This window comes from Micromonospora sp. DH13 (assembly GCF_020873825.1).
GTDB classification, from domain to species: domain Bacteria; phylum Actinomycetota; class Actinomycetes; order Mycobacteriales; family Micromonosporaceae; genus Micromonospora; species Micromonospora haikouensis.
The window spans coordinates 190,960-214,853 of record NZ_JAHWGR010000001.1; the positions used below are offsets into that span (position 1 = coordinate 190,960).

Below are 23,894 nucleotides of genomic sequence, written 5' to 3' on the forward strand. Positions count from 1 at the left end.
GCCGCCCGACGCGCGGGTCACATAACGGGCAGGAGTGGCCGGTCCGAGTTTCGCCACTGGTGTCCCGCATCTTGGGAGGGCCCTTGGCATTCCCATCGGCGCTCGTGGAATCTCTCAGCGGAGAGCAAGCGATCGATCGCTGTAAGTAGCAGAGCGTGAGGGGCCCGGCGCGCTGACCTGCCGAAGGGTCATCCAGGGCGCACGTACCGTTACGATCTTGGGGGCCGTTCGGTGTCTGGCTGCACGCGCACGACGAATCGCGGGCGGAAGTGACCATCTCCGCCCGGCCCGCCGGACCGGTGCGCCGGGCCAGCGCACCCCGCGTCCCCGACGTCCCGCTCACCGGCGCCTGCCTGCACCGCCTGGTCGAAGCCCAGGTGGAGCGGACGCCCGACGCCGAGGCGGTGCGCGCCGGCGACCGGGCGCTGACGTACCGGCAACTCGACCAGGCGGCCAACCGGCTCGCCCGGGTCCTGCTGGCGCACGGCGTCACCGGCCAGGACCGGGTCGGCGTCTGCCTGCCCCGCGACGTCGACCTGGTGGTCGCCCTGCTGGCGGTGCTCAAGGCCGGCGCGGCGTACGTGCCCCTCGACCCGGCGTACCCACCGGCGCGGGTGGCGTTCATGACCGAGGACTCCGGCGCCCGGCTGGTGCTCACCCGCACCGGCCTGGCCGACCGCTTCGGCCGTGCCGCGTTGCCCCTGGACACCCTCGACGTGGCCGCGGCACCCGCCGACCGGCCCGACGCCGACGCCGATCCCGCCGGCCTCGCCTACGTCATCTACACCTCCGGTTCCACCGGCCGGCCGAAGGGCGTGGCGATCGAGCACCGCTCCGCCTCGGTGCTGATGGGCTGGACCCGGTCCGCCTTCTGCGCCCAGGAGCTGGGCGGCGTGCTGGCCGCCACCAGCGTCTGCTTCGACCTGTCGGTGTTCGAGATCTTCGGCCCGCTGTGCTGGGGCGGGCGGGTGCTGCTGGTCGACAACGTCCTCGCCCTCGCCGGTCCCGACGCCGCCGCGCTGCCGGTCACGCTGGTCAACACCGTCCCCTCGGCGATGAGTGAGCTGCTCGCCGCCGACGCCCTGCCGGCCGGCGTACGCACCGTGTGCCTGGCCGGCGAACCGCTGACCGCGGCCCTCGCCGCCCGCGTTCTGGCCCGCCCCGGGGTGCGCCGGCTGCTCAACCTCTACGGCCCGTCCGAGGACACCACCTACTCGACCTGGGCGGAGATCACCGCCGACGGGGGCGTACCGCCGATCGGCCGGCCGCTGCCGCACACCCGGGCGTACGTGCTGGCCGCCGACGGCATGCCGGTGCCGCCCGGCACCCCGGGGGAGCTGTACCTGGCGGGCGCGGGCCTGGCCCGGGGCTACCTCGACCGGCCGGAGGAGACCGCCGCCCGGTTCCTGCGCGACCCGTTCCGCCCCGGCGAACGGATGTACCGCACCGGGGACCGGGTCCGGCTGCGCCCCGACGGTCAACTGGAGTTCCTGGGCCGCCTCGACGACCAGGTGAAGCTGCGCGGCCACCGCATCGAGCTGGGCGAGGTCGCGGCGGCCCTGGCCGACCTGCCCGGCGTGCGGGAGGCCGCCGCCGCCGTGCGTACCGGGCCCAGCGGCGACCCGCTCCTGGTCGGCTACCTGGTCGGCGCGCGCCGCGACGACGTGCCGGCCCGGCTGCGCGAGCGGCTGCCCGCCCCGCTGGTGCCGGCGACGGTGGTGTGGCTGGACCGGATGCCGACCACCCCGAGCGGCAAGGTGGACCGGGCGGCCCTGCCGGACCCCGAGTGGGAGGCGGCCGACGGGCGGCACCCGACCGCCGAGGCCCCTCCCGCTGCCGGTGCCGCACCCGCCGCCGACGCGTTCGACCCCGCCGACGCCGGGCTCGCCCGGGAGGTCGCCGCCGTCTGGCGGGACGTGCTGGGCGTGCCGGTAGCCGGGCCGCAGGCCGACTTCTTCGACCTCGGCGGCGACTCTTTGCTCGCCCTGCGCTGCGCGGCCCGGCTCGCGGCGGCCACCGGCGTGCCCGTGCCGCCGGCCGCGCTGTTCGACCATCCCACCGTGGCCACCCTCGCCGCCCACCTGCGGGCCGCCGCGGTCGCCGCCCCACCGGCCCCGCCCGCCGCCGGCCCCTCCCGCGCCGACGCCGCCCCGCCCGCCGTCGCCGACGGGGCCGCGCCGCTGTCGGCGGCGCAGCGCCGGCTGTGGTTCCTGCACCAGCTCGACCCGACCGACACCTCCTACCTGGTGTCCTACGTGGTCGAGCTGGACGGTGCCGTGGACCGGGCGGCGCTGGCCCGGGCGCTGCGCCGGGTCGTCGCCCGGCACCCCGCGCTGCGCACCGTGTTCCCCAGCTCCGACGCCGGCCCGGTCCAGCGGGTGCACGACGACCCGCAGGTCGAGCTGGTCCTGGAGCGGCCCGTGCCGGGGATGCCGCTGGCGGAGCGGGTCGCCCGGGTGGCCGCCGCGAGTGCCCGTACCCCGATGGACCTGGCCGCCGGGCCGCTGCTGCGCGCGCACCTCGTCGCCGACGACCGCCGGCGCTACGCGCTGCTGCTGGTGGCCCACCACATCGTCTGCGACGACTGGTCGTTCAGCGTGCTCGTGCGCGACCTCGGCCGCTGCTACGACAGCGAACGGGAGGCCGCCGTGCGGGTCACCCGGCCCCGCCCGCCGTGGCCGGCGCGGCCCGTGCCGGGGCCGGCGGCGTTCGCGCTGGCCCAGCGGGAGTGGCTGGCCGGCCCCGCCGGCCGCCGCGCCCTGGACGAGGTGGTCGCCGGGCTGCGTGACGCGCCCACCCTGCTCGATCTGGCCGCGCCCGCCCCCGCATCGCCTCCGCCCGGCCCCGCCGGCTCGCCCGCGCGTGCCCCGCGCGCCGCCGACCGCCCGCAGGGGGCCAGCCTGCGGGCGACCGTGGAGGCCGCCGACGCCGAGGCCGTGCGGCGGCTCGCCCGCGCCCACCGGGCCAGCCTCTACATGGTCGGGCTGGCCGCGTTCGCCGCCCTGCTCGGCGCCCGTACGGGGCGCACCGACCTGCTCGTCGGCACCGCGTTCGCCGGGCGCACCAGCGTCGCGGCCGAGGAGAGCGTCGGCTGCTTCGTCAACACGATGCCGCTGCGGCTGCGCCCCGCGCCGCGGCGCGGCTTCGCCGACCTGCTCGCCGAGGCCCGCGCCGCCGCGCTGTTCGCCGGCGAACGGCAGGGCGTGCCGTTCGACGCGGTGGTGGAGCGGCTGCGTCCGGCCCGCCACCCGCACCGCAACCCGCTGGTGCAGGTCGCCTTCGGCGTGCAGAACGCCCCGGCGGCCACCTGGCGGGGAGCCCAGGGGCTGGACCTCGCGGGGGTGGAACTCGCGCCGGACGCCGCCCGACTCGACCTCACCTGCTGGCTCGACGAGCGCCGGGGTGGCCTGGAGGCGCTCTGGACCTACCGCACCGACCTGTTCGACGGTCCACGCGCGCAGGCGTGGCACCACGACTTCGTCGGGGTCCTCCGCCGGGCGGCGGCCGACCCCGCGCGCAGCCTCGCCGAGTGTGTCGACGATTCCTGGGGGACGAGAGATGACTGAGCAGAGCCGGGTGGCGCCGGCCATCGGACGCCGCCGACGGGACCGCTCCCTGGTCGACGTACGCCCCGACTGGCCGGGCGGTCCGCTGCCCGCCCTGGTCGAGGCCACCGTGCCCGACCTGGACCTGGCGGCCTGGCTGGCCGGCAACCGGGACACCGTCGACGAGTTGGCCCGCCGGCACGCCGCCGTGCTGCTGCGGGGCTTCGCCGTGGCCGGTCCCGCCGACTTCCGGGCCGCGATGGCCGCCCTCTCCGACGACGTGCTCAGCTACGGCGAGCGGTCCTCGCCGCGCAGCGAGGTCACCGAGGGCGTCTACACCTCCACCGAACACCCCGCCGACCAGCCGATCGTGCTGCACAACGAGCAGTCGTACACGCTGAACTGGCCGCTGCGGATCGTGTTCTTCTGCGAGACCGAGCCCGCCGCGGGCGGGCGGACGCCGCTGGCCGACAGCCGGCGGGTGCTGGCCCGGCTGCGCCCCGAGACCGTCGCCGGGTTCGAACGCCGCGGCGGCGTGTGCTACCAGCGCAACTACCTGCCCGGGATCAGCCTGTCCTGGCAGACGGCGTTCCAGACCGACAGCCGCGCCGAGGTCGAGGCATACTGCGCCCGCGCCCGCATCGAGGCGCAGTGGGTGGGCGAGGAGCAGCTGCGCACCCGGCAGGTCCGGCCCGCCGTGCGCGAGCACCCGGTGACGGGGGAGCGCACCTGGTTCAACCACGCGCTGTTCTTCCACGTCACCTCCCTGCCCGACGAGGTCAGCGCGGGGCTGCGCCGGGCACTGGCCGAGGAGGACCTGCCCTACCAGACCGCGTACGGCGACGGCACGCCCATCGGCGCGGACGTGCTCGCCGAGCTGCGGGCCGCGTACGCGGCGGAGACCCGGTCGTTCCCGTGGCGGCGCGGCGACGTGCTGCTGGTGGAGAACATGCTGGCCGCGCACGCCCGGGAGCCGTTCACCCCGCCCCGGCGCATCCTCACCGCCATGTCCGACCCGGTCAGCGCGCCCGAGCTGGCGGCGACCGCCGGGGGCCGGTCGTGAGCGGGCCGGGGCCGCGTCGGCGCGGGGCCGCGCCGGCCGCCGCGCCGGTCACCCGCCGGGTGCTGGTCGACGACTCCTTCGTGCTGCTGGTCGAGGCCGCGGTGGCCGACCTCGACCTCGCCGGCTGGCTCGCCGGCCGCCGCGACGAGCTGCTGCGCGACCTGGACGCCCACGGCGCGGTGCTGTTCCGCGGCTTCGAGGTGGCCACCGCCGACGACTTCAGCCGGGCGGCCCGCGCGGTCACCCCGGACCTGCTCGGCTACCTGGAGCGGGCCGCGCCGCGCACCGAGGTCGCCGACCGGGTGTTCACCTCCACCGAGTTCAACGCCGAGCAGTGGATCCCGCTGCACCACGAGATGTCGTACTCGCACAACTGGCCGACCCACCTCTACTTCTGGTGCGCCCAGCCGGCCACCGGCAGCGGCGGGGCCACCCCGCTGGCCAGCGAGCGGGTGGTGACGCCCCGGATCCCGGCGCAGGTGCGCGAGCGGTTCACCCGCGACGGGGTGTGCTACGTGCGCAACTACGGCCCGCACCTGGACCTGCCGTGGCAGGAGGCGTTCCAGACGACCGACCGGGCGGAGGTGGAGGCCTACTGCGCGGCGTCGGCGACCGAGTTCACCTGGCTCGGCGGAGACGGGCTGCGCACCCGGGCCCGGCGGCAGGCCGTGGCCACCCACCCGCGCACCGGCGAGACGTTCTGGTTCAACCACGCCCACCTGTTCCACAGCTCCAACATGCCGGCCGAGGTGTCCGCCGCGCTGCTGCGCGAGTACGGCCCCGAGGGGCTGCCGCGCAACGCGTACCACGGCGACGGCAGCCCGATCGACGACGAGGTGGTCGCCGGCATCCGGGACCTCTACCGGGAGCACGCCGTGTCGGTGCCGTGGCAGCGCGGCGACGTGCTGGTGGTGGACAACTTCCTCGCCACCCACGGGCGGGAGCCCTTCTCCGGCGACCGGCAGATCCTCGTCGCCATGTCCGACCTCTACGTCAACCGGAGCGTGGTGTGAACGGCTACCGACTCTCCCCGGCCCAGCGGCTCGCCTACACCGGGGCGCGGGAACTCGTGCGGGCCCGGGTCCGGCTCGACCGCCCGCTGGACGCCGCCCGCCTCCAGGCCGCCGTCGACGCGGTGGTCGCCCGGCACGAGGCGCTGCGGCTGACCCTGGTGCACCACCCCGGCCTGCGGGTGCCGCTGCAGGACGTCGACGACGCCCGCTCGGTGACCGTCGGCGCGGCCGGCGAGCTGTCCGTGACCCTCACCGACGACGCCCTGGAGCTGGCCGCCGCCCCGCTGATCGCCGACCCGGCGAGCCTGCGGCTGGTGCTGGCCGACCTGGCGACCGCGTACGCCGGCGGGTCCCTCGCCGACGACCCGGACGCCCTGCAGTTCCTCGACGTCTCGGAGTGGCAGTTCGACGAGCGGCAGCAGGCGGGCCTGCCGGCGGCCCCCGACGTCCCGGCCGCCCGGCTGGTCACCCCGCACGGCGACGATGCGGCCGAGGAGTCGGTGGCCGAGGTGCCGCTGGGCCCGCTGACCGCCGCCGCCGACGCGGCCGGGGTGACGGTGCCCAGCCTGCTGCTGGCCGCCTGGGCGCTGACCCTGTCCCGCCGGGCCGAGCCGCCCGCCGGTGCCGACGACGCCGAGCTGGTGCTGGCCCGCTGGAGCGACGGCCGGCATGCCGACGGCACCGCCGCCGTGGTCGGGCCGCTGGGCGGCTACGCGCCGCTGCGGCTGCGCCTGCCGCTGCCGGCCGCGCCGAAACAGCTCCTCGACGAGGTACGCGGCGCGGAGCGCCCCACCGAGGAGACGTTCCACCTGCTGGAGCCGGTGGGCGTCGACTCCGCGGCGGTGGCCGGCTTCGCCGCCGTGCCGGCCGTCGCCCCGGCGACCCTGGCCGCCCTCGGGGCCACCGACGTGCGGGTGAGCGCCCCGCCGCCGGTGGGCGGGCCGCACCTGAGCGCCGTGCTCGACGCGGGCACGGCGACCCTGCGGGTCACCGGCGGGCGGCAGCTGCGCGAGGGGCTGCTCGCCGTGCTCGGCACCCTGCCCGCCGCGCTGACCGACGGGGCCCCGCTGGCCCTGCTCGGCGCGGCGGAGACGCGCTGGCTGGTCGAGGCCGCCGGGCCGGCGTCCGACGCGCCGACGCGTACCCTCGCCGAACTGCTCCACGGCGGGCTGGCCGCCGCCGACCCGGGCGCCGAGGCGGTCGTCGCGGCCGACGGGACGTACACCTTCGGCGAGCTGTGCCGGCTCGCCGACGGGGTGGCCGCCGGCCTGGTCGAGCGCGGCCTGCACGGCGGCCGGCGGGTCGGGGTGCTGGCCGCCCGCTCCCGGGACACGGTGGTGGCGTTCCTCGGCGTGCTGCGCGCCGGCGCGGTGTTCGTGCCGCTGGACCCGGCCGCGCCCCCGCGTCGCCTCGCCGAGCTGGCCCGCGCGGTCGACGCCGGCCTGGTCCTCGGGGACCGGCCCGTGGCGGGCGTGCCGCACGCGGGCGTCGCCGAGCTGGCCGCCACCGCCGCCACCGCCGCGCTGCCCGAGACGCGGCCGACCGACCCGGCGTACGTGATCTTCACCTCGGGGTCCACCGGCACGCCGCGCCCGGTGCTGGTCTCGCACGGCAGCGCCGCGCACCTGGCGCACGCCCTGGAGCGCGTCGTCTATTCGAACGCCCCGGCCGGGGCGCGGGTGGCGGTCAACGCCCCGCTGACCTTCGACGCCTCCGTCAAGCAGCTCGTCCAGCTCGGGCACGGCCGCAGCCTCTACCTGGTGCCGGAGGAGGCCCGCCGCGACGGCGTCGAGCTGGCGGGCCTGCTCGCCGCGCACCGCGTCGACGTGCTGGACCTGACCCCGTCGCAGCTGCGCATCCTGCTCGCCGCCGACGGGGTGGCCGCCGGCGGGGCCCGGCTGCCGGGGGTGCTGCTGCTCGGCGGCGAGCCGGTGCCGGCGGACCTGTGGGACGCCGTGGCGGCCCTGCCCGGGGTGCGCGCGGTCAACCTGTACGGCCCGACCGAGGCCACCGTGGACGCCACCAGCGCCGAGATCACCGCCGGTGACCCGCCGACGATCGGCCGGCCGCTGCCGGGGACGGGGGCGTGGGTGCTCGACGGCCAGCTCCGCCCGGTGCCGCCCGGGGTGGCCGGGGAGCTGTGCCTGACCGGCCCCCAGCTCGCCGACGGCTACCTCGGCGACCCGGAGGCCACCGCCCGCCGGTTCGTGCCCGCGGCGCTGCCGTCGGGCCGCGTCGAGCGGGTGTACCGCACCGGCGACCGGGTGCGCTTCGACGCGCGGGGGCGGCTGACCTACCTGGGCCGGCTCGACGACCAGGTCAAGGTCAACGGCTTCCGGATCGAGCCGGGGGAGGTCGCCGCGGTCCTGCGCGAGCACCCCGGGGTGGCCGACGCGGCGGTGGTGGCCCGCGACGACGACGGGCACGGCGCGCGGCTCGTCGCGTACGTGACGCCCGCCGGGGGCCCGCCGGCGGTCGACGTGGACCGGATCGTGGGCATCAACCCCCACGAGACCCGCTACCTGTACGACGAGATCTTCCGCCAGCAGGTCTACCTGCGCGACGGGGTGGTGCTGCGGGCCGGGGCGACGGTGTTCGACGTCGGCGCGAACATCGGCATGTTCTCGCTGTTCGTGCACGCCGTGTGCCCGGACGCCACGATCCACGCGTTCGAGCCGGTGCCGTCGGTGGTCGAGGCGTTGCGCCGCAACGTGGCCACCTTCGGGGTGCCCGCCACCGTGCACCCGCACGGGCTCGCGGCGGCACCCGGCGAGGTGGATTTCACCTACTATCCCGGCTACGCCATGATGTCCGGCCACGCCGAGTACGCCGACCCGGCCGCCGAACAGGCCGTCATCCGCCGCTTCCTGACCAACGAGCGGGACCGGGGCGAGGCCGACCGGGACGCCCTGCTCGACCGGGTCGACGAGCTGCTGACGGAGCGCTTCGCGCCGGACCGGCTCAGCGTGGCCGTCCGGCCGCTGTCCGACGTCATCGACGAGGTGGCCCCCGAGCGCATCGACCTGCTCAAGATCGACGTGCAGCGGGCCGAGGCCGACGTCCTCGCCGGCATCCGGGAGGGCCACTGGCCGCTGGTCGCGCAGGTGGCGATGGAGGTGCACGACGGCGTCGGCACCGCCACCGAGGGCCGCCTCGACGAGCTGATCGCGTTCTTCGAGGACCGCGGCTTCACCGTCCTCACCCGCCAGGACGACCTGCTCGAGGGCACCGACCGGTACACCCTGCACGCCGTGCGCCCCGAGTACGCCGACGACCCCCGCCCCGCGGTGACCGCCGCCCCGGCCGACGGCGAGCCGCTGGACGCCCGCCTCGCCGCCTGGCTGCCCGAGCGGCTGCCGGCGCACCTGGTCCCCGGGGCCGTGGTGGTGCTCGACGCGCTGCCGCTGACCGGCAACGGCAAACTGGACCGCGCCGCCCTTCCCGCCCCCGAGCGGGGCCGCCGCGCCGCCGGCCCGGGCGTCGCCCCCGCCAACCGGGCCGAGGAGATCCTCGCCGAGGCGTGGCGTGAGGTGCTCGGCCTGGAGACCGTCGGCGTGACCGACAGCTTCTTCGCCCTCGGCGGCGACTCGATCCGCAGCATCCAGATGCAGGTCGCCGCCGCCCGGCGGGGCCTGTCGTTCCGGCTGCGCGACATCTTCGCCCACCAGTCGATCCGGGAGCTGGTCAGCCACGGCGAGATCACCCTCGCCGATCCGGACGCCGACGAGCCGACCGCCGGGGCGGTGCCGACCGCCGGGGCGCGGCCGGTCGACGGCGACCGGTCCACCGGGCCCGCCGCCGCTCGGCCCGAGCGGGGCGCGGACACGCTCCTGGCCGCCGCCGACCGGGACCGGCTGCCCGCGTCGGCGGTCGACGCGTACCCGATGACCGCCCTGCAACAGGGCATGGTCTACCACTGCGAGCTGACCGGCGACCCGGCGATGTACCACAACGTCACCGCGCACCGCGTCGACGCGCCGCTGGACCCGGCCGCGCTGCGCGCCGCGTTCGCCGCGCTGGTGGCCGCGCACCCGGTGCTGCGCACCGGCTTCGCTCTCGACGGGTACGCCGAGCCGCTGCAGCTGGTGCACGCCGACGCGCCCGCCGACGTGCCGGTCGACGCGCTGGCCGACGCCGACCCGGCCGCCCGCGCGGCCCACGTCGACGCGCTGATCGCCGCCGAACGGGCCCGCCCGTTCGACTGGGAACGCCCGCCGCTGGTCCGGCTGCACGCCGTCGACGAGGGCGCGGACGGGTTCACCCTCGTCGTCGCCGAGCACCACGCCGTCCTCGACGGCTGGAGCCTGGACCTGTTCCTGCGCGCCCTGCTGGCCGACCACGAGCGGCGGCGAACGGGCCGGCCGGCCCCGCCCGCCCCGGCGGCCCTGCCGCCGTACCACCACGTCGCCGCCGAGCGGGCCGCCCTCGCCGACCCGGCCACCCGCCGGTTCTGGCTCGACGGGCCCGGTGCCGCGTCGCCGCTGCTGCTCGGCGGGCCCGGCCCCCGGATCACCGTCACCCGGCCGGTGCCGCTCGACGACGACGTCACCGACCGGGTCGCCGAGGCGGCCCGCGCGGCCGGGGTGCCGGTGAAGTCGTACCTGCTGGCGGTGCACCTGCGGGCGCTCGGCGAGACCGCCGGCCGCGACGACGTGGTCTCCGGCCTGGTCGTCGGCGGTCGGCCCGAGGGCGCGGGCAGCGACGCCACCCTCGGACTGTTCCTCAACACCCTGCCGGTCACGGCGACCCTGCGCGGTCGGCCGCTGGCCGAGCTGGCCGGGGACGCCTGGCACGCCGAGCGGTCCCTGATGGGCCACCACCGGTTCCCGCTGGCCGAGATCGTCCGGGCCGGCGGGGCGGGGCCCCGCTTCGACAGCTTCTTCAACTACACCCACTTCCACGCCGACGACCGCGCCGGCCCCCGCGTCGTGGTCAGCCGGGTGACCACGGTCGACGTCGGGTTCAGCCTCGCCGTCGACGTGGCGGTGGTCCCCGACACCGGCCGGCTCGTCCTCGCCCTGCAGTACGACGGCCGCCGCTTCGACGCGGACTGGGCCGACCGGCTCGCCGCGACCTTCACCCGGCTGCTGGCCACCGAGCCGACCGCGGCGCTGCCGCCGGCCGGGCCGCCGGCGGACCCGCCCACCGACGCCCGCTCCCGCTGGTCGGCGCGGGTCGCCGGGGCGTGGCGGGACGTCCTCGGGGTGACGCCGCGTTCGGCCGCCACCACGTTCGCCGCCGCCGGCGGGGACTCGCTGCGGGCGCTGCGCCTGGTCCGCACGCTGCGCCAGCGGTACGGCACCGGGCTGACCCTGGCCGAGTTCGCCGAACTGGCCGACTTCGGGGCGCTGGTGGAGCGGGTGGCCCGCGATGGCTGACCGCGACCCGTGGCTGGTGGTCCGCGCGCCGGTGCCCCGCCCCGCGCTGCGGCTGTTCTGCCTGCCCTACGCCGGCGGCAACGCGGGCGCGTTCGAGAGCTGGCGCACCGGGCTGCCCCGGTCGGTCGAGGTCAACGCCGTGCAGTACCCGGGCCGGCGGGAACGCGCCGCCGAGGCCGCCCCGCGCCGGATGACCCCGCTGGTGCAGGCCCTGGAGGCGGCGCTCGCGCCCCACCTCGACCGCCCGTACGCCGTCTACGGCGACTGCCTCGGCGCGTACGTGGCGTTCGAGCTGGTCCGGCGGTTGGCCCGGCGCGGCCACCGGCCCGCCGACGCGCTGGTGGTCTCCTCGGCGGTGCCGCCGCACCGCAGCGGCGTCGAACCGGACTACTCCACCCTGGACGACGCGGCGTTCCTCGCCGAGCTGGTCGCGCTGGGCACCCTGCCCCCGGCGGTGGCCGGGCACCCGGACCTGGCCGCGGCGGCTTTGCCGGCGGCCCGCGCCGACTTCGAGCTGGGCCGCAGCTACCGGCTGCGCGACGCCGACCCGGTGGCCACCCCGGTCACCGTCGTCGTCGGCGACGCCGACCCGCACGTGTCGGCGGTGGACGCGGCGGCCTGGGCCGACCTGACCACCGCCGGCTGCACCACGTTGACCGTTCCCGGCGGGCACGACCTGCTCGCCCGGGCCGACGCCGGGCTGCTGCGCGCCGTCCGGACCGCCCTGACCGGCAAGGAGCCGTCTTGACCCGCACGACACTGCTCTGCTTCCCGTACGCCGGCGCGGGCCCGTCGGTGTACCAACCGTGGCGGCGCGTCGCCCCGCCCGAGCTGGACGTCGTCCCGGTGTCGCTGCCGGGGCGGGAGAAGCGGTTCGTCGAGGAGCCGTACCGCCGCCTGGAGCAGGCCGTCGACGGGCTGCTCGACGAGGTCCTCGAACTGGTCGCGGGCCGCGACCGGGTGGCCCTGTTCGGGCACAGCATGGGCGCGGTGCTCGCCTACGAGATGACCCGCCGGCTCACCGGGGCCGCCGGGGTGGCCGTGTCCCACCTGTTCGTCAGCGGCTCCCCGGACCCGTGGTCCGGGCGCGAGCGCACCGCCGCCGGGCTGCCCGACGACGAGTTCGTCGCCCGGGTGGAGGAGTTCGCCGGGTACACCCACCCGGCGCTGGCCGACCCCGACATGCGGGAGCTGCTGCTGCCGGTGCTGCGCGCCGACGTGGAGCTGCACGAGGCGTACCGGCCGGCGGGGGAGAAGCGCGTCGACGTGCCGGTCACCGCCCTGCGCGGGGCGGACGACACGCTCGTCGCCGACGAGGCGCTCGCCGGCTGGGGGCGGGTCACCTCGGCCACCTTCGCCGTGCGGCGGCTGCCCGGCGGCCACATGTACCTGACCGACTCCCCGGCGGCCGTGCTCGACCTGGTCGGCGCGGAGCTGGCGCGATGACCGACGCGCCGCCCCGCCCCGCCCCGGTGGTCACCGGCGACCGGCTGGCCGGCAAGACCGCCATCGTCACCGGTGCCGCCCGGGGGCTGGGCCGGTCCTGCGCGGTGACGTTCGCCGCCCAGGGGGCCGACGTGGTCCTCGTCGACCTGGCCGGGGACCTGCCCGGCGTGCCGTACCCGCTGGGCTCGGCGAGCCAGCTCGCGCACACCGCCGACCTGTGCGCCGGGTACGGGGTGGCCGCGTACCCGGTCGAGGCCGACGTGCGGGACCTGGCCGCCGTCCGGGCCGCCGTCGCGCTGGCGGTGGCGCGCTTCGGCCGGGTCGACGTGCTGGTCAACAACGCCGGCATCGCCGCGCCGTCGGGCAAGCCGACGCACGAGATCACCGAGGCCGAGTGGCAGCTCATGCTGGACGTCGACCTGTCCGGGCCGTGGCGGATGATCAGCGCGGTCGGCGAGGTGATGTGCCGCCAGCGCGCCGGCAGCATCGTCAACGTCGCGTCCACCGCCGGGCTGGTCGGCTACCGGCACTTCGCCGGCTACGTGGCGGCCAAGCACGGCCTGGTCGGGCTGACCCGGGCCGCCGCGCTCGACTACGCCCCGCTGCGGGTGCGGGTCAACGCGCTGTGCCCCGGCTCGGTGCGCGACGACCCGCACGTCGAGGGCCGGATGCTCGCCGAGATCGCCCGGTCGCTGGAGGTGCCGGTCGCCGAGCACGAGGAGACGTTCGTGCAGGCCCAGCCGATGAACGCGCTGATCGAGCCCGGCGCGGTGGCCCAGGCGGCGCTCTGGCTCGCCTCGGACGAGTCCGCGCAGGTCACCGGCTCGGTCATCACCGTCGACGGAGGGTTCACCACCCGATGAGCGCCCCGCACACCCCCCACTCGACCGACGCGGCCCGGTTCTGTCACGCCGCGAGCGCCCGGGTCGCCCCCGACGCCGACGCCGACGGCCTCGCCGAGGCGTACGCCGTGCTCACCCGGCGGCACGGCCTGGCCGGCGGGCGGCTGTGGGTGGAGCGGGCGCCGGCCGGGCTGGCCGTGCGCCGCCGCGACGCCGAACTGGCCCGGCCGCTGCCGGTCGGCGGCCCGGACCTGCGGGCGGTGCTGCTGCGCCACGACGACGGGGCGGACCTGGTGCTGGTCGCCCGCCGGCACGCCGTGGGCCGGCACCGCCTCGGCACCCTGCTGGCCGAGCTGACCGACCCGGCCGCCCCGGCGGTCCCGGTCGTCGTCCCGGGTCGGCTCGTCGCGCCGGGTCGGCCCGTGCCCTCCACCACCGCCGCCCACCCGGCCGCCGCCGGGAGCGCCGGGTCGGACGCCGACGCCGCACCGAACGCTGCCGCCGCAGACGCCGCCGCCGGCTCCGACGACGTTGCCGACGCCTCCGCCTCCGGCTCCGGCGACGTTGCCGACGTGGACGCCGGGGACACCGGCTGGCTGCGCGGCGACCCCGGGCCGGACCGCGCCGCCGCGCACACCGTCGCCGTGCCGGCCGGGACCGACCTGGCCGCCCTCGTCGCGGCGGTCGGCGCGGTGCTGGCCCGGTACCGGGGCGTGCGCCGGGCCCGGGTCGGCGCGGTCGTCGACGAGCGGCTGGCCGTCGTCGGGGTGCCGGTCGACGGCGGCGCCCGTGACCTGCTCGCCACCGCCGCCGCGACCGGGTCGCCCTGGCCGGCCCCTGGCGGCGCGCTGCCCGCCGGGCTCCTCGACGTCGAGGTCGGCGTGCTCGACGCGACCAGCCCCGCCGACGCGTACCGGCCCTGCCTGGCCCCGCTGTGGCCGCTGACCCTGGCGCTGGCCGGCACCACGCTGACCTGCCACCACCGCACCGCCGGGTGGTCCGGCGACCTGGTCGCGGCGTTCGCCCGCCAGGTCGTGCGGGTGCTCGGGCAGGTCCTCGCCGACCCGGACCGCCCGCTGGCCGGTCACGACCTGTTCGACGACACCGAGCGGGCCGCGATCGTCGCCCTCGGCCGGGGCCCCGGCGGGCCGCCCCCGGCGGTCGACACCATCGCCGGCCGCGTCGCCCGGCACGCCAGGCGGCGACCCGACGCGCCGGCCGTGTCCTGCGCCGGCCAACGGCTGACGTACGCGCAACTGGACGCCGCCGCCACCCGGGTGGCCCGCGCCCTCGCCGCGCACGGGGTGGCCCCCGGCGACCGGGTGGGCGTCTGCCTGGACCGGTCGGTCGACCTGATCGCGGTGCTGCTCGGCGTGCTGCGGGCGGGGGCCGCGTACGTGCCGGTCGACCCGGCGTACCCGGCCGAGCGGATCCGCTACACCGTCGAGGACTCCGGCGTCGCCCTGCTCGTCGGCGGTGGCGGGATCGACCCGGCCGGGTTGACCGCCGGGCCGGACGACGCGGCGGGGGAGGAGCCGGTGGCGGGCGGGCCCGACGACACCGCGTACGTCATCTACACCTCCGGCTCCACGGGCCGGCCCAAGGGGGTGTGCGTCCCGCACCGCAACGTGCTCGCCCTCGTGGACGCCACCGCCGGGGACTTCGGGCTCGGCCCGGCCGACGTGTGGACGATGTTCCACTCCAGCGCCTTCGACTTCTCGGTGTGGGAGATCTGGGGCTGCCTGCTCACCGGCGGGCACCTGGTGGTCGTCCCGCACCTGGTCACCCGGTCCCCGCAGGAGTTCCACGCCCTGCTGGCCGCCGAGCGGGTGACCGTGCTCAACCAGACCCCGTCGGCGTTCGCGCAGCTCCTCGACGTCGACCGGCGCGCCGCCGACCGGCTCGCCGTGCGGCTGGTCGTGTTCGGCGGCGAGCCGCTGGACGCCCGGATGCTCACCGGCTGGTTCGACCGGCACCCGGAGCGGGAGTGCCGGGTGGTGAACATGTTCGGCATCACCGAGACCACGGTGCACGTCACCGCACAGACCCTCGACCGGGGGCTGGCGCTGGCCGGCAGCCGGTCGGTGGGGCGTGCCCTGCCCGGCTGGCGGGTGTACGTGCTCGACCCGGACGGCCGGCTGCTGCCGCCCGGCGCGGCGGGGGAGATCCACGTCGGCGGCGCGGGGGTGGCCGACGGCTACCTGCACCGCCCCGAGCTGACCGCGCAGCGGTTCCGGCCCGACCCGTGGGCGGGCGGACGGATGTACCGCAGCGGCGACCGGGGCCGGCTGCTGCCCGACGGGCGGCTGGAGCACCTGGGCCGCCTCGACGACCAGGTGAAGGTGCGCGGCTACCGCATCGAGCTGGACGAGATCCGCCAGGTGCTGCTGGACGACCCGGGGGTGCTGGCCGTGGCCGTGGTGGTGCAGACCGGCGCGGAGTCGGCCGACACCCGGCTGCACGCCTACGTCGTGCTCGCCGACCCCGCCGCCGACGCCGAAACGGCCGACGCCGAAACCGCCGCCGGGACCGCGACCGCCGTCGGGGCCCGTGCCGCCACCGGCGCGCTCGCCGAGGTGCGCCGCCGCGCGGCCCGGATGCTGCCCGACTACATGGTCCCGGCGACGGTCACCGCGCTGCCCGCCCTGCCGCTGACCGGCAACGGCAAGCTCGACACCGCCCGGCTGCCCGCCCCGGCCGAGCCGCCCGCGTCGGCCCCCGCGCCCGCCGCCGACGCGGCGTTGGACGAGCGGATCCGGGCGGTGTGGCAGCGGGTCCTAGGCGCCGAGGTCGGGCCGGAGGACAACTTCTTCGACCTGGGCGGCAACTCGCTGCTGGCCCTGCGGCTGCTCAACGAGCTGCGCGACCAGGGCCTCGCCGACCTCACCCCCCGCCACCTGTACGTGCACCAGACCGTGCGCGGGCTGGCCGAGGCGATCGGAGCCGCCCGATGACCCCCGACGTGGACACCCTCGCCCGGCTCTGGCCGCAGGTCGACCGGGTCGCCGTCAAGGACGGCTGCGTGTACGTCGTCGCCGACGACCACCTCGACCCGCTGGCGCTGCGCGGGCAGCTCGCGCGGGAACTGCCCGACGGGGAGCTGCCCCGGCACATCGTCCAGGTCGACTCGCTCGACCCGGCCGACCTGGTCGCCCCCGACGACCGGTACGGGGCGTACCAGCCGCCGCGCGACGACACCGAACGGCAGCTCGTGCGGGTGTGGGAGGGGGTGCTGGGGCTGCCCAAGCTCGGCGTGCTCGACGACTTCTACGCCGCCGGCGGGGACTCCCTGGCCGCTGTCGCGCTGGCCGTGGAGGCCCAGCGGGTCTTCGGCACGGCCCTGTCGCCGGCCGCCGTGCTGCGCTACCCGACCGTGGCCGCCCTCGCCGCCGAGGTATGCCAGGCCCGCGCCGCCACGCCGCTGCCCCGGGCCGCCGCCGCGCGGGCGTACCCGCTGTCGCCGCAGCAGCGGCGGGTGTTCCTGGCCCAGTCCCGCGACCCCGCCTCGGTCGCCTACCACCTGCCGCTGCTGCTGCCGGTGCCCGCCGACACCGACGCCGCCCGGCTGGGCCAGGCGCTGCGGCACGTGGTGGCCCGGCACGACATCCTGCGCACCGCGTTCGGCACCGAGGCGGGCCGGCCGGTGCAGCGGGTGCTGCCCGGCGTGGTGTGTGAGCTGCCCGAGGTGGCCCGCGCCGCCGACGAGCCGGTCGCGGTGACCCCGTTCGACCTGGCCGCCCCGCCGCTGCTGCGCGCCGAGCTGCGGCGCACCCCGACCGGGGCGGCGCTGGCCCTGGAGCTGCACCACATCGTCACCGACGGGCTCTCCCTGGCCCTGCTGCTGCGCGAGGTCGACGCCCGCTACGCCGGCCGCGACCTGCCGCCCGTGCCCGCCCAGTACGCCGACTACGCGGTGTGGACGCACGCCCAGGAGCCGCCGGGGCGCGACTGGTGGCTGGCCCGGTTCGCCGACCCGCCCGCGCCGCCGCGCCTGCCCACCGACGCCGACCGCGGCACGGGGCCCGACGCGGGCGACCCGTCGACCGCCGCCGCCGGTGTCGTGGAGTTCGCCGTGGACGCCGCCCGCACCGCCGCGCTGCGCGCGCTGGCCCGCCGCGAGGGCGTCACCCTGTTCCACCTGCTGCTCGCCGGCTACGCGACGTTCCTCGCCGCCGCCACGGGCGGCCCCGGCGGGGCCGACGGCGTCGACGTGACCGTCGGCACGCCGGTGGCCGGCCGGGGCGCACCCGGGCTGGACGCCACCATGGGCATGTTCGTCAACACCGTCTGCCTGCGCCACCGGGTCCGCCCCGACGTGCCGTTCCGGGCGCTGCTGGCCGAGGTGGCCCGGGACGCGGTGGACGCCTTCGCCCACCAGGACTTCCCGTTCGACAGCCTGGTCGAGGCGGTGCTGCCGGTGCGCGACCCGCACCGGCACCCGCTGTTCGACACCCTGTTCGCGATGCAGCACGCCGAGGTGGCCCGGGTCGAGTTCCTCGGCCGGCCGGTGGAGCTGGCCGTCGCCCCGACCGGGCAGGCCATGTTCGACCTGGACATGCAGGTCTACGAGCGGCCCGACGGGCTCACCGTGCACTGGGCGTACCACGCCGGGCTGTTCCTGCCGCAGACCGTGCGCGCGTTCGCCGACCTGTACCTCGACCTGCTCGACGCCGTGCTGGCCGACCCGGGCCGCCCGGTCGGCGAGCTGACCGGCGCGGCGGCCCCCGTGGCCGCCGCCCCGACCACCATCGACATCGACCTGTAGCCGGGAGAGCTCATGCAGTCGCTGATGACCCGGGGCCAGCTCAGGATCGCCGCCGCGCGGCGGCCCGACCACGCCCGGCACTGGCACGGCGTGCTCGCCGCCGGGGCGGAGCGGGTGGGCTTCCCCGAAGACCACGCCGCCGCACCGGGCGCCCCGCCGCGCCCGGAGGCGGTCACCGTGCCGCTGGGCGACGCGCTGGCCGACCGGCTCGCCGCCGCCAGCCGGGGCGCCGAGGCGGCCCGGTTCGTGCTGGTCGCCGCCGCCGTGGCGGCCCTGCTGCGCCGCTGGACCGGCGCGACCGAGGTGCTGGTCGGCCGCCCCGCCGACGGCGACGCGCTGGCCGGGCTGCTGCCGCTGCGGGTGGCCGCCGGCCCGGACCGCAGCTACCGGGACCTCGTCGGGCAGGTGCGCGCCGCGCTGCCCGAGGCCGAACGGTACGCCGACTACCCCGTCGAGCTGCTCGCCGAGGACCTCGCCCCGCACGCCGAACAGGGCCGCCACCCGTTCCTCGACGTCGCCGTGCACACCGCCGACGCGGCCGTCGACCCCCGCGTCGGGATCACCGTGGCCGTCGCCGACGCCGACCTGACCGTCCACCACGACGCCGCCCGTCACGACCGGGGCACCGCCGAGCGGATCGCCGCCCACCTGCTGCTCCTGCTCGCCGCCGCGCTCGCCGCCCCGGACGGCCCCGTCGACGACGTCGACCTGGTGACCCCGGCCGACCGGGCGGTGCTCGCCGCCATGAACGACACGACCGTGGACGTCGCCGCCGGCCCGCGCCCCGACGCGTGGGTGGCCCGGCGGGCCGCCGACACGCCCGAGGGCGTCGCCGTGCGTACCGACGAGGGCGCCTGGACCTGGGCGGAGCTGGAGCGGCGGGTCGCGGCGCTGGCGGCGGACCTGCGCGCGGCCGGCGCGGGCCCGGAGACGGTCGTCGCGGTCCTGGCCGCGCGGTCGCCCGCGCAGCTCGCGGCGATCCTGGCCGTGCACCGGGCCGGCGCGGCCTACCTGCCGGTGGACCCCGGCTACCCGCCGGCCCGCGTCGGCTACCTGCTGCGCGACAGCGGCGCGGCCCTGGTGGTGGCCGCCGACGCCACGGCGGTGCCCGACGGCGTGCCGGTGGTCGCGCTGCCCCCGGCCGACGCCGACCCCGCGCCGACCGCCGACCCCGCGCCGACCCCGGCCCGCGAACCCGCCCCGCCCGGCGACGGCGACGACCTCGCCTACGTCATCTACACCTCCGGCTCCACCGGCGAGCCGAAGGGGGCGATGATCGCGCACCGGGCCCTGGCCAACCGGCTCGCCTGGATGCAGCGGCACTACCCGATCGGCCCGGACGACGTCGTGCTGCACAAGACCCCCACCACGTTCGACGTGTCGGTGTGGGAGCTGTTCTGGTGGGCCCGCGAGGGCGCGTCGGTGTGCCTGCTGCCGCCGGGCGCGGAACGCGACCCGCGCGCCATCGTCGCCGCCGTCGCCGCCCACCGCGTGACCGTCCTGCACTTCGTGCCGTCGATGCTGGGCGCGTTCCTCGACTGGCTGGCCACCGCCGACACCGCCGGACTGGCCGGGCTGCGGCGGATCTTCGCCAGCGGCGAGGCCCTCGGCGCGCACCACGTCGACCGGCTCGCCGCGCTGCTGCCCCACGTTGAGCTGGTCAACCTGTACGGGCCGACCGAGGCCACCGTCGACGTCAGCCACCACCCGTGCGTCCCCGGCGCGGCGCGGGTGCCGATCGGCCGCCCGGTGGACAACACCCGGCTGCACGTGCTCGACGGGCGGCTGCGGGCGCAGCCCGTCGGCGTGCCCGGCGAGCTGTGCATCGCCGGGGTGCAGCTGGCCCGGGGCTACCTCAACCGGCCCGAGCTGACCCGGGACCGGTTCGTCGCCGCCCCCGCCGTCGGGGAGGACCGCGTCTACCGCACCGGCGACCTCGCCCGGGTGCTGCCCGACGGCACCATCGACTACCTGGGCCGCCTCGACCACCAGGTGAAGGTGCGCGGCTACCGGGTCGAGCTGGGCGAGGTGGAGGAGGCGCTGCGCGGCCACCCGGCCGTCAAGGACGCCGTGGTCGTCGCCCGCGACGGCAACCTGCTCGGCTACGTGCGTACCGCCTCCCCGGTGGCCGAACGGGCGCTCACCGACCACCTGGCCGGGGTGCTGCCCGCCTACCTGGTGCCCGCCCGGGTGGTGGAGCTGGCCGAGTTCCCGCTGTCGGCCAACGGCAAGCTGGACCGGCGGGCGCTGCCCGACCCGCCCGCCGACGACCGGCCGTACGTGCCACCGCGCACCGACGCCGAGCGGATCCTCGCCCAGGTGTGGGCCGACGTGCTCGGGGTCGACCGGGTGGGGGTGGAGGACAACCTGTTCGCCCTCGGCGGCAACTCCATCCACTTCGTCACCGTCCTGGCCCGGGCGCACGCCGCCGGCCTGGACCTCAGCTTCCAGCAGATGTTCCGGCACCCCACGATCGCCGCGCTCGCCGCGGCCCCCGCCGACGGGCAGCGGCCCCCGGCGTACGCGCCGTTCGACCTGGTGTCACCGGCCGACCGGGCGCTGCTGCCCGACACGGTGGTCGACGCGTACCCGCTGGGCCAGCTCCAGGCCGGGCTGATCTTCCAGAACGAGCTGGCCCGGGGCGCGGCCCAGTACCACGACATCATCAGCTTCCTGATCAGCGCCCCGTTCGACGAGGCCGCGTTCGCGGCGGCCGTGCGCCGGCTGGTCGCCGACCACCCGATCTTCCGCACCAGCTACCACCTCACCGGCTACTCGGAGCAGCTCCAGCTCGTGCACGCCGACGCGCCCACCCCGCTGTGGGTGACCGACTTGCGCGGGCTCACCCCCGCCGAGCAGGAGCGCCGGTACGCCGACTGGCACGACCGGGAGCAGTCGTACCGGTTCGTCTGGCAGGAGCCGGGGCTGGTCCGCATCCATGTGCACGTGCTCGCCGACGACCTCTACCGCTACAGCCTCAGCCAGCACAACTCCGCCCTCGACGGGTGGAGCATCACCCTGCTGCACACCCGGCTGTTCGACACGTACCACCGGCTGCGCGCCGGCCGCCCGCTGCCCGAGCCGCCGGCCGGCAACCACTTCCGCGACTACATCGGCCTGGAACGGCGGGCCGTCGCCTCGGCCGGGGACCGGGAGTTCTGGCGCGACGTCCTGGCCGCCGGCGGGGTCACCGAGCTGCCCCGCTGGGAGCCGCCCGCCGAGCCTGCCGCGCACCCCGTGGTGTTCCACGAGGTGGACATCCCCGCCGCGCTGTCCGAGCGGCTGCTGCGGCTGGCCGACCGGCTGGCCGTGCCGCTGAAGACCCTGCTGCTGGCCGCGCACGTCAAGGTGGTCGGCGCGCTGGCCGCCGACCCGGCCGTGATCACCGGGTACGAGCAGAGCGGCCGACCCGAGGCCGAGGGCGCCACCGCCGCGCTGGGCCTGTTCCTCAACACCGTGCCGCTGCGCGTCGACACCGGCGACGGGAGCTGGGCCGACCTGGTGGGCCGGGTCTACCGGGCCGAGGCGGACCTGCTGCCGCACCGCCGCTACCCGATGGCGCAGATGAAGGCCGACGCCGCCACCACCGACACGCTGTTCGAGACGGTCTTCAACTACACCCACTTCTACCTGCTCAAGCAGCTGCGTGAGCTGCCCGGCTTCGACCTGCTCGACGTGCGGGTCAGCACGGAGACCGAGTTCGCGCTGCGCGCCGAGTTCATGCGGGACTTCTTCACCGACCAGGTCCGGCTCAGCCTGCACTACCACAGCGCCGAGTTCACCGCCGAGCAGGCCGCCGGCCTCGGCGCGGCGTACCGGCGGGCCCTGGTGGCCCTGGCCGACGACCCGGACGCCCCGCACGGCGGCTACGACCCGGGCCTGCCGCCGGCCCGCCTCGTCCCGGCCCGCCGGGCGTTCGCCCGCCCCGCGCCGGCCGCGCCCGCCGCCCCGGCCGGGCGCACCCCGCCCGGCACCGACACGGCCCGCCGCATCGCCCGCGCGTGGGCCGACACCCTCGACGTGCCGGTGGCCGACATCGCCGAGGAGGACAACTTCTTCGACCTCGGCGGGAACTCCCTGGCCGCGATGCGGGTCGTCGCCGCGCTGCGCCCGCTGGTCACCCTCCGGCAGCTCATGACCCACTCCGACCTGGGCCCGCTGGCCCGCGCCGTCGACGCCGCCGCCACCCCGGCCGCCGCCGGCACCGGCACCGGCATCGCCGCGCCGCTGTTGCAGCCGCTGTCGCCGCCCGGCGTCGCCGCCGACCGGGTCCTGGTCTGCTTCCCGTACGCCGCCGGCAACCCGCTTGCCTTCCGGCCTTTGGCCGAGGCGCTCGCCGCACGCGGCGTGGCCGTGTTCGCGGTCGCCCTGCCGGGGCACGACCCCGGTCGCCCCGAGCCCCTGGCCGACCTCGACGAGGTGGCTGGCCGGGTCGTCGTCGAGCTGCGCGCCGCCGCCGGGGGCGAGGTGCTGCTGTGGGGGCACTGCGTCGGCGCGGCCCTCGCTGTGGAGGTCACCCGGCTGCTCGCCGCCGCCGGGTCCCCGCCCGCGCGGCTGTTCCTCGGCGGCAAGCTGCTGCGCGACGCCGCCGACATCGACGCCAGCATCGCCGAGGTACGCGCCCTCGACGAGGCCGGGGTGGTGGACTGGCTCGTCGGGCAGACCGGCTTCACCGACCTCGACGGCCTCGACGCCGGGCACACCTCGGCGCTGGTCGCCGCGTTCCGGCACGACGCCCTCGGCTCGCACACCTACCTGCGGGACCGGCTCGACCCGCTGGCCGACCGCCCGTTGACCGTGCCGGTGACGGTGGTGCTCGCCGCCGACGACCCGCTCACCGCCGAGGCGGGCGACGCGCCCGCCGCGTGGCGGCGCATCGCCGCCGACGTGACCCTCGCGGAGATCGATGGTGGGGGACACTACTTCTGCCGCACCCGCGCCGGGGAGGTGGCCGACCTCGTCGCCGGCGCCGGCCCGGCCATGCCGCGCGACAGCCGCCCCGGGGAGGACCATGTCTGACCGCACGCCCACCAGCGCCCCCGAGCGCCCCGCCACGCCGCGCGGCGAGTTCGTCGCCGGGGCCCGCTCGATGGTGCCGTTCCTGCTGTCCGCGTTCCCCCTCGGCGTGATCGGCGGGACACTCGGCCTGGCCAGCGGCCTGTCCTACCTGGAGACGTTCGGGCTGGCCATGGTGGTCAACTCCGGCACCGCCCAGTTCATCGGCTTCAAGCTGATCGCCGAGGGCGCGGCGTGGCCGGTGATCGTCCTGACCACACTGATCCTCAGCCTGCGCATGCTGATCTACTCGACGCTGCTCGCCCCGCACGTGCGGGAGTTGCCGCAACGGTGGCGGCTGCTGCTCGGCTTCGGGCTGATCGACGCGGTCTTCTTCGTCGCGTTCGACCGGATGAAGGGCGGCGAGCCGGCCCGCCGCAAGAGCATGTTCTACTTCGGCGCGTCCGCCGTCATGTACGTCAACTGGGCCGTCGCCACCGTCGTCGGCATGGTCGCCGGGCACCTGCTGCCCGAGCGGTGGCGCGCCGGCCTCGACTTCCCGATGACCGCCGTCTTCCTCGTCGTGCTCGCCGGGGCGCTGGCCGGCTGGAAGATCTGGAGCGCCGCCGTGTCGGCCGGCGCGCTGGCGATGCTGTTCCTCGGGCTGCCGTACAACCTGGGGTTGATCGTGGCCGCCCTCGGCGGCGCGTGCGTGGGGATGGCCTGCGAGCGGATCGAACGCCGCTGGTTCCCGCCGAAGCCGCAGGAACCGCCGCCCGCCGAGGAGCCGGCGCGCGAAGACGACCCGGCGGTCGCGCCCGCCGCCGACGGCGACGGAAGGTGACCA

At 77.4% G+C, this 23,894-nt stretch carries 11 protein-coding genes; all 11 read left to right on the forward strand.

Translation table 11 applies throughout. From position 1 onward, the window contains the following. Positions 1-269 precede the first annotated feature (269 nt). From LPA42_RS00835 to LPA42_RS00890, 11 genes are read left to right on the forward strand one after another with little or no spacing between them, the layout of a single operon-like run. On the forward strand, positions 270-3,566 hold the full coding sequence (locus tag LPA42_RS00835; RefSeq protein ID WP_228986222.1) for a non-ribosomal peptide synthetase: 3,297 nt from the start codon (positions 270-272) through the stop codon (positions 3,564-3,566). Further along, the gene (locus LPA42_RS00840) at positions 3,559-4,608 is read left to right on the forward strand and encodes a TauD/TfdA family dioxygenase (RefSeq protein WP_077940162.1); all 1,050 of its coding nucleotides are present in this window, start codon (positions 3,559-3,561) and stop codon (positions 4,606-4,608) included. Before LPA42_RS00835 ends, LPA42_RS00840 begins: the two co-directional genes overlap by 8 nt. Beyond that, positions 4,605-5,621, forward strand: coding sequence for a TauD/TfdA family dioxygenase (locus LPA42_RS00845; RefSeq protein ID WP_077940163.1), 1,017 nt, complete (start codon positions 4,605-4,607; stop codon positions 5,619-5,621). Before LPA42_RS00840 ends, LPA42_RS00845 begins: the two co-directional genes overlap by 4 nt. Next, on the forward strand, positions 5,618-10,999 hold the full coding sequence (locus tag LPA42_RS00850) for a non-ribosomal peptide synthetase (protein ID WP_077940164.1): 5,382 nt from the start codon (positions 5,618-5,620) through the stop codon (positions 10,997-10,999). Before LPA42_RS00845 ends, LPA42_RS00850 begins: the two co-directional genes overlap by 4 nt. Next, positions 10,992-11,747, forward strand: a complete 756-nt coding sequence (locus LPA42_RS00855) for a thioesterase II family protein (RefSeq protein ID WP_077940165.1) — start codon at positions 10,992-10,994, stop codon at positions 11,745-11,747. The genes LPA42_RS00850 and LPA42_RS00855 overlap by 8 nt, the downstream gene beginning before the upstream one ends. Continuing rightward, on the forward strand, positions 11,744-12,445 hold the full coding sequence (locus tag LPA42_RS00860) for a thioesterase II family protein (protein ID WP_043968979.1): 702 nt from the start codon (positions 11,744-11,746) through the stop codon (positions 12,443-12,445). Before LPA42_RS00855 ends, LPA42_RS00860 begins: the two co-directional genes overlap by 4 nt. Beyond that, a complete protein-coding gene (locus LPA42_RS00865; RefSeq protein ID WP_077940166.1) occupies positions 12,442-13,308 on the forward strand; it encodes an SDR family oxidoreductase in 867 nt (288 codons plus the stop codon). Before LPA42_RS00860 ends, LPA42_RS00865 begins: the two co-directional genes overlap by 4 nt. Further along, complete coding sequence (locus LPA42_RS00870) at positions 13,305-16,241, forward strand: amino acid adenylation domain-containing protein (protein WP_077940167.1); 2,937 nt, start codon at positions 13,305-13,307, stop codon at positions 16,239-16,241. The genes LPA42_RS00865 and LPA42_RS00870 overlap by 4 nt, the downstream gene beginning before the upstream one ends. Next, on the forward strand, positions 16,238-18,052 hold the full coding sequence (locus LPA42_RS00875; RefSeq protein ID WP_077940168.1) for a condensation domain-containing protein: 1,815 nt from the start codon (positions 16,238-16,240) through the stop codon (positions 18,050-18,052). Before LPA42_RS00870 ends, LPA42_RS00875 begins: the two co-directional genes overlap by 4 nt. A 12-nt stretch (positions 18,053-18,064) precedes the next feature. Next, a complete protein-coding gene (locus LPA42_RS00880) occupies positions 18,065-23,071 on the forward strand; it encodes a non-ribosomal peptide synthetase (protein ID WP_305075987.1) in 5,007 nt (1,668 codons plus the stop codon). Then, positions 23,064-23,891, forward strand: a complete 828-nt coding sequence (locus LPA42_RS00890) for an AzlC family ABC transporter permease (RefSeq protein WP_158229509.1) — start codon at positions 23,064-23,066, stop codon at positions 23,889-23,891. The genes LPA42_RS00880 and LPA42_RS00890 overlap by 8 nt, the downstream gene beginning before the upstream one ends. The last annotated feature ends 3 nt before the right edge of the window (positions 23,892-23,894 follow it).